Genomic DNA, 8,524 nt, shown 5'->3' with positions numbered 1-8,524 from the left:
TTATACCCAATTGCATCGCAGTTAAGAGAACCGCCGTATGCCGAACGGCACGTACGGTGGTGTGAGAGGTCGGAAAACGAAAGTAGGAGGAAAACTTCTACTTCGTTTTCCTCCTACTCGATTTCTGTCATTTAGGCTGGATAGTGGCTAATCCGCATTCTTTATCTTTCTGTTTTCCATGTGCCGATAGTTCTTGTCGCACTATCAAAGTTTACCCCCACTTTTATTATTTTCCAGTCTCCTACCTGATAGGGAATGGCATACTCCTTACTATTAATCTGCGCCAATGCTTCTTCTGGTGTACCGTCCACTTTAAATTCAAAGACATAAAGGGTATCTTGTAATTTTACGATGGCGTCAGCCCTTCCGATAGCTGTATCTACTTCCACATCTATATATTGTCCCATCAGCCTGAAAAATAGATAAAAGATGGTTTGGTAATGTTTCTCTTCCTTATTATTTAACTTATTAGGGATAGAAGCGAAGAAGGACTTCAGTCTTTCCAAACATTCATCCAAATTTCCGGCACGTAAGTCTTTAATAAATGATACTATATAAAATGTATTCTCTCGTGCGGGTAAATGCACATAAGCAGGCATAAGAGATTCGAGAAATCCTTTCCTGACCTCCTTGTTGGGGTAAGCTAGTGTATAGAGCTGAAAACTCGGGTCATATCCTTTAATAGTGAGATAGCCGCTTTGATAAAGTACTGGAAGAGGGTCGGTAATTCTATTAGTGGGAGCATCAAATTGTTCTGCTGTTGCAGTAGTGTCATCCAACTCACGGATATCAAAGTTACTTTCTTGCAGGAGATCTATCAAAAAAGTGGGAGTACCGGTAGAAAACCAAAAATTGGAATACTTCTTTTGTGCGAAAGCATTGAACAGGCTGAATGGATTATAAATATCCTCGCTATTTTCACTAAAATGATATCCGTCATATTGTTGTTTCAGATGAGTACAAGCTTCTTCATATGTTTCGTTATTGGCTTGAGCCATCTGTTCAATATCGATTTGCAGTGTGTGTACCTCTTGTTCGGTAATGCCGCATATAGCGCTATATTCATCCCACATACTGATATTTTGCAAGTTGTTCAGTTCGCTAAAGATACTCATTTGACTGAATTTGCTGATACCTGTGATAAAAAGAAAACGGATATATTGGCCTTGCGCTTTCAAAGGGCTGAAGAAATCGCGCATAATATCACGAATTTCCATTTGCAATTCTGTATTGTTATTACTGTCCAGCATGGGAGCATCATATTCATCTACAAGTATCACAACCGGCTTGCCGGTCTGTGTATATGCGCGTTGTATAATCCCCTTTAAGCGAAGGCTGAAAGTCGTTTCTCCTTCTTCGCGTCCATATAATTTCTCCCATTGCAGTAACTGGTAATTAATGACGGCTGCTAACGCTTCGGCAGTCATATATTTACTCACACTGAAATCAATATGTAGCACCGGATAAACCGCCCATTCTTTTTCCAGAGTTTCCATTGCCAATCCGTCGAACAAGTCTTTCTTTCCGGAAAAATAAGCTTCGAGTGTAGACACTAGCAGACTTTTCCCGAATCGTCGGGGACGGCTTAAAAAATAAACCTTATTTGTGTTTGTCAAACGGTAAATTAACTCCGTTTTATCAACATACACATAACCATTATTTCGCAAATCTTCGAAATTCTGTATTCCTATCGGGTATCGTCTGAATCTCTCGTCCATCTAAATTACATTTTTATATGAAACATAGACAAAGATAGAACTAAATAGGGGAAAATCAAAGATCAAAAAGTATATTGTTGTTTTCTTCCATTTTTATTTTCGTATTTCTTTTCACATAACATATTCTTGGTATCTTCCCATATTAGGATACGTTCTTTTAGCTCCTCACCTGTTTTATTTCTATTTGTGTATATATCGGTCTTATGGTGAAAAAAGGATCTTCTTTAAAAAAAGAATATTTAAGCAGTCAGGAAGACGCTAATGCCAACATCATATAAATATAGAATGAAAAAGCTTCGGCATTTGTAACTATGATATTTACTCTTTTTATGAATTGGATGGTTTTGTGATTAAATTGAAGCTGTCTTGATCTTAAACTGGTTATTTGGTAACTTTATTGAAATTTGATGATTCATTATGCTATTGTTATCATGTTTGTTATTGTCGATAAACTAGAGAAAAATAGCCTCCCGATGCCTCTTTTATTACTTTTTTGCCGGTGATAAATAAGTTCCTCGGTGAGGAAAGAGTCGTTGGTTTAAAAGGAACATCCCGTTGGTTTTAAACCAACGAAGGTTTTGTTGGTAAGAAAAGATGCATATTTCACGTACCTTTATGTAATATTAGTCTATGTTTCTGCATATTATTACACTTATTTATGCGAATTATTTGCTGGTTCACTATTTTTTGATCAACTGAATTTCTAATATAATCTTAAAAATCGAACATTGCTGTCTCTTTTTCAAATTTGGTATCAGATGAAATAAGACAATTATTGAAAATTAATTGAAAAAGAATAAATCTTTAAACTTTTATTCCTTACTTTGTTATTTATACAGATATATATCAAACTTAAACTGGAAAGATTATGAAAATAAGGCAGATTTGTATGCTGGTGCTGTTATGTCTGGGAGTGATTCCGGCAGTGCAGGCACAAACTTACGACAAATTATGGAAACAAGTGGAGCAGGCAGAAAAGAAGAGCCTGCCTGAGACTGTGATAAAACTGACTGGCGAGATTTATCAGAAAGGGGAGAAAGAAAAGAACTCTCCACAAATGCTGAAAGCGTATATGTGGCGGATGAGATACCGGGATATGCTGACCCCAGATAGCCTGTATACGAACCTGAATGGTTTGGAACTGTGGGCAAAGCAAACTGACCAACCCATGGACCGAGCTGTATTACATTCGCTGATAGCCGAGATTTATTCAATGTATGCTTTTAACAATCAATGGCAACTCCGGCAACGGACAGAGATTGTAGGTGAAGCTCCTTCGGCAGATATGAGGGAGTGGACAGCAAACATGTTTGTAGAGAAAGTGAGAACAAACGTAAGGGAAGCAATGGCGGATTCCGTACTATTGCTTAACACATCTTCACGTACTTATATTCCTTTTGTTGAGTTGGGCGAAACAAGTGAATACTATCATCATGATATGTATCATCTGCTGGCTACCCGCAGTATTGTAGCTTTGCAGCAGGTAGCGGGATTGGATCGTGCCACTCCGGTGGAAGATATTTCGGAAGATTCGTCTGCTGAAAAAGAATCTTCGGTGAAACAGGATATTATAGCAATTTATGGAAATATGATTGCTGCTTATAAAGCATCCGGTTTGAAAGAAGGCTATGTGTTGACAGCGCTCAGCTATTTAGAGTGGAGACGGGATTCAGATAGAAACATCCGGTCTTTCGAACTGAAGAAAGGATTGTCGGGATTAACAGAAGATACCTACGTTACTGCACTGAATGAACTGAAAAGCAGATTTAAATCAGAGAGTATTTGTGCTGAAGTTTATTTGGCCCAGGCTCGCTATGCGATTGAAAAAGAACAGCAAACGTCAGCTTTGCAGCTTTGTGATGAGGCCATCCGTTTATACCCCGGTTATCGTAGAATTAATGCTCTGAAGAATTTGCGCGAAGACATCCTGTCACCGTTTCTGAATGTAACTGCGGCTGCAACAGCTTTCCCTGGTGAGGAAATCGAAATAAGAGCTTCGCACAAGAATCTGGATGGATTTACACTTCGTCTTTATCAGGCAAAGAAGTTGATAAAGGAACAGCACTTTGCAGTTCTTCGTCCCGAAGACTACCGGACGCAGGATACGGTATTTACCTTTAAAGCGCCGGAAGTCGGACAATATGTAATGCGTATCGTTCCGGATATTCGTGCCAAGAGAGACAGTGAAAGCAAATTCAATGTGACACGTTTCAAAGTATTGACCTGCCGTTTGCCGGGAAATCAATATGAGGTAGTGACGCTGGACGGGCAAACGGGACACCCTATACCGAACGCGAAAATAACTCTTTATACGAATGACGAAAAAGTATTGCAGGAATATACAACCGGGGCAGATGGCAAAGTTGTCTTCCCCTGGAAATCCGAATACAGATATTTGAAAGCTGCTAAAGGTATCGATACCGGTATGCCGTTTCAAAGCATTTACGGTGGAAGTTATGGATATTACGGAGATGAAAACAAGGTCTCCGAAGGAATGACTTTGTTGACGGACCGTTCTTTGTACCGTCCCGGTCAGACCGTATATGTGAAAGGAATTGCCTATGTACAGAAATCTGATACGGCAGATGTACTTCCGAACAAGAACTATACTGTTGTTTTGATGGATGCAAATAATCAGGAAGTTGGACAGAAAGCGGTTCGTACCAATGAATTCGGCTCGTTTACCGTCGATTTTGCATTGCCATTCGCTTGTCTGAATGGGATGTTTTCGTTGAAAGCCGGCGAGGGAAGAACGAATATTCGCGTGGAGGACTATAAACGTCCGACGTTTGATATTACTTTCGACAAGCAGCAGGGCAGTTATCAATTGGGCGATAAGGTAGAGGTGAAAGGTAAGATACAGTCTTATAGCGGTGTGTTGCTGCAAGACCTTCCGGTAAAATATACAGTGAAGCGTTCTGTTGTCGATCTTTGGAGACTGGCGGAAAGTACGCAGATTGCTTCCGGTGAGGTAATTGCCAATGAGGACGGGGAATTTACGATTCCGGTTTTTTTGGAAGAAAATAACGCCTATAAGAATAATACCAGAATCTATTACCGCTACTCGATAGAGGCTACTGCAACCAATGTAGCAGGTGAAACACAGTCGTCTACAGATGTGATAGCAGCAGGTAACCGTTCACTGATTCTACAAACAGAATTAAAAGAGAAGACCTGTAAGAATCAACCGTTTAACACAGTATTCAAGGTACAAAATCTGAATGGGCAGCCTGTTGAAGTGAAGGGCACATTCTCCCTCTATCAGGCGAAAGATGCGGACTTCAAGCAACTGGACGAGAATCCGGCTGCAACAGGTACATTTACTTCCAACGAAGAAATGACGATTGAGTGGGGAAACCTTCCTTCCGGACCGTATGTGTTGAAAGCAGTCGTAAAAGATGGACAGGGCAAAGAAGTGACGGCTGAGGCCAACACCATTCTTTTCTCCCGCGAAGATAACCGTCCGCCGGTAGAAACGACCGTTTGGTTCTATGAGGCAAATACGGAATTTGATGCAACGCATCCGGCCGTGTTCTGCTTCGGAACTTCGAAAAAAGATGCTTATGTGATGATGAATGTATTTTCCGGTAATAAGTTGCTGGAAAGCAAGACTATGAATCTGTCCGACACAATTGTACATTTTAAATATCCATATCAGGAAAGCTATGGTGACGGAGTACTGGTAAGTTTCTGTATGGTAAGAGACGGACAAGTCTATCAGGAACAGGCAAGGCTGAAAAAGCGTCTGCCGGACAAGACATTGACCATGAAATGGGAAGTATTCCGTGATAAGCTGCGTCCCGGACAGAAAGAAGAATGGAAACTGACTATTAAGACACCGCAGGGACAGGCTGCCGAGGCAGAAATGCTAGCAACTATGTACGATGCTTCGCTGGATAAGATATGGAATAGAAAACAGAATTTTAGTATTTACTATAATCAGATCATCCCTTATTCCAATTGGATGAGCGGATATTTCGGTAATAACTCCTTCAACTACTGGTGGAATCATAAATACCTTAAAGTGCCGGCAATGGAATTTGACCATTTTGTGACGCAGGGAACGATGTCGATGGACCAGGCGTTGAATGGAATGGTGCCGGGAGTGATGGTCAGAGGATATGGTGTGCAAAAGCAGGCCTCAATGACGGGCAGTATGATGATACGGGGCGTTTCGAGAAGTAAGGCGGAAGCAAAATATGTACCTGGTTTGGCTGGAAGTGTTGCTGAGGATGCAGTATTTGAATCAGAGCTGGTATCAGTAGAGGCAGGCAAGCCGGACGGCGCATCCGAGGAAGAAACCCTTCCCGAAGCTCCCGCCGACCTGCGTACGAACCTTGCGGAAACAGCCTTCTTCTACCCGCAACTTCGTACCAATGAACAAGGCGAAGTTTCCTTCTCCTTCACTATGCCCGAAAGCCTGACCCGCTGGAACTTCCGCGGTTACTCTCATACCAAAGGTATGTTGATGGGCACACTGGACGGTGAAGCCACTACAAGCAAAGAATTTATGCTGACTCCTAATCTGCCTCGTTTCGTACGTGTCGGAGATAAGACATCTGTTGCCGCCTCCATTTCCAACATGACCGGAAAGCCGCAGGTCGGTACGGTGAGCATGATTCTCTTTGATCCGATGACGGAAAAGGTAATCAGCACACAGAAACAGAAGTTTACCGTAGAGGCCGGAAAGACAATCGGCGTCAGCTTCATGTTTACCGTGAGTGATAAATACGAGATACTGGGATGCCGGATGATAGCCGACAGCGGTACCTTCAGTGATGGCGAACAGCAGTTACTTCCGGTGCTCAGCAATAAAGAGCATCTGGTAGAAACGCTTCCGATGCCTGTCCGTGGAGAAGAAACACGTACTTTCTCTCTCGACAGCCTGTTCAATCATCACAGTAAGACGGCAACCGACCGTAAGCTAACCATTGAATTTACCGGAAATCCTGCCTGGTATGCTATTCAGGCATTGCCTTCATTGAGCCTTCCGGAAAATAATAATGCCATTTCGTGGGCTACCGCTTACTACGCAAATACACTGGCTTCCTACATCATGAACAGCCAGCCACGTATTAAAGCTGTATTCGATAGCTGGAAGCTACAGGGTGGAACAAAGGAAACCTTCCTGAGCAACCTGCAAAAGAACCAGGAAGTGAAGAATATCCTGTTATCCGAATCTCCGTGGGTACTCGAAGCGCAAACGGAAGAACAGCAGAAAGAACGTATCGCCACTCTGTTCGATCTGAACAATATCCGTAGCAACAACATTGCCGCATTGACAAGATTGCAGGAATTGCAGAATTCAAGCGGAGCATGGTCGTGGTATAAAGGTATGACCGGCAGCCGTTACGTCACTACCTACATTGCCGAATTGAATGCCCGTCTGGCTATGATGACGGGTGAACAACCAAGCGGCACGGCGCTTGCCTTGCAGAAGAATGCCTTTACCTATCTCCATCAGGAAGCTCTGAAGGAATATAGAGAAATTCTCAAAGCACAGAAAGACGGTGTGAAGTTTACAGGTGTTTCCGGAAGTATCCTGCAATATCTGTATCTGATCGCTCTGTCCGGCGAACAAGTTCCGGTTTCCAATAAAGCCGCCTATACTTATTATCTGTCCAAGATAGGCGAAATGCTTCCGACCGCTTCGATGGATACGAAAGCGATTGCCGCTATCATTCTGGATAAGGCCGGACGGAAGAAAGAAGCTCAGGAGTTCATCGCTTCACTGAAAGAACATCTGACGAAGACGGACGAACAGGGAATGTTCTTCGCCTTCAATGAAAATCCCTATTCCTGGGGCGGAATGAAAATGCAGGCTCATGTAGACGTAATGGAAGCACTGGAACTGACAGGCGGAAATAACGATACCGTAGAAGAAATGAAACTCTGGCTGCTCAAACAGAAACAGACCCAACAGTGGAATTCTCCGGTAGCTACTGCCGATGCTGTCTATGCCTTACTGATGAAAGGCGTAAACCTGCTCGATAATCAGGGAGACGTGCGTATTGTCATTGCAAAGGAGGTGCTGGAAACTGTCTCTCCAAGCAAGACTACCGTACCGGGACTGGGCTATATCAAACGCTCGTTTACACAGAAGAATGTAGTGGACGCCCGTAAGATAGAAGTCGAAAAGAGAAATCCGGGCATCGCGTGGGGAGCCGTTTACGCGGAATATGAATCACCCATCAAGGATGTGAGACAACAGGGAGGAGAACTGAATGTGCAAAAGCAACTGTATGTGGAACGTATGGTGAACAATGCTCCTCAACTACAGCCTATTACAGAAAAGACCGTTCTTCAGGTAGGCGATAAAGTAGTTTCCCGTTTGAGCATTCGTGCAGACCGTCCGATGGACTTCGTACAGTTGAAAGACCAGCGGGGCGCCTGCTTCGAACCGATCGGCAGCGTATCCGGTTACAACTGGAGTAATGGAATCGGCTATTACGTAGACATCAAGGATGCTTCCACCAATTTCTTCTTTGACCATTTAGGAAAAGGAGTGTATGTGTTGGAACATAGCTATCGTATCAGCAGAGCGGGAACCTATGAGACAGGTTTGGCAACCATGCAATGCGCCTATGCGCCGGAATACGCTTCGCATTCGGCTTCGATGACAATTATTATTAAATAACGCACAGAGAAGATTTCTTCCCCACCGGTGAGCAGGGCACTCGCCACCGATGAGGAAGGTGTTCCCCACCGATGAAGGCTTCCTTCATCGGTGGGGAACTTTTTGTTGATGAATACCGCGTTGCAGGAGTTGTCACTGGGTAAAGTATTTTCTCAAACGGTGTTAATCT

The 8,524-nt window shown here is 43.1% G+C and carries 2 protein-coding genes; one reads left to right on the top strand and one right to left on the bottom strand.

Annotated elements, in window-relative coordinates; genetic code table 11:
• Positions 1-161: 161 nt before the first annotated feature.
• On the bottom strand, positions 162-1,718 hold the full coding sequence (locus NBH01_RS21810) for a PD-(D/E)XK nuclease domain-containing ATP-binding protein (RefSeq protein WP_225679566.1): 1,557 nt from the start codon (positions 1,716-1,718) through the stop codon (positions 162-164).
• Between the two features lie 868 nt (positions 1,719-2,586).
• On the opposite strand from NBH01_RS21810, the gene NBH01_RS21805 reads away from it, so the two are divergent.
• Positions 2,587-8,355 (top strand): alpha-2-macroglobulin family protein, encoded by a 5,769-nt coding sequence (locus NBH01_RS21805; protein WP_225679568.1) that lies wholly within the window; start codon positions 2,587-2,589, stop codon positions 8,353-8,355.
• Positions 8,356-8,524 lie beyond the last annotated feature (169 nt).

The organism is Bacteroides sp. B1-V-101 (genome assembly GCF_023656585.1).
GTDB lineage: Bacteria > Bacteroidota > Bacteroidia > Bacteroidales > Bacteroidaceae > Bacteroides > Bacteroides thetaiotaomicron.
This window is presented reverse-complemented; position numbering and strand designations above follow the sequence as displayed.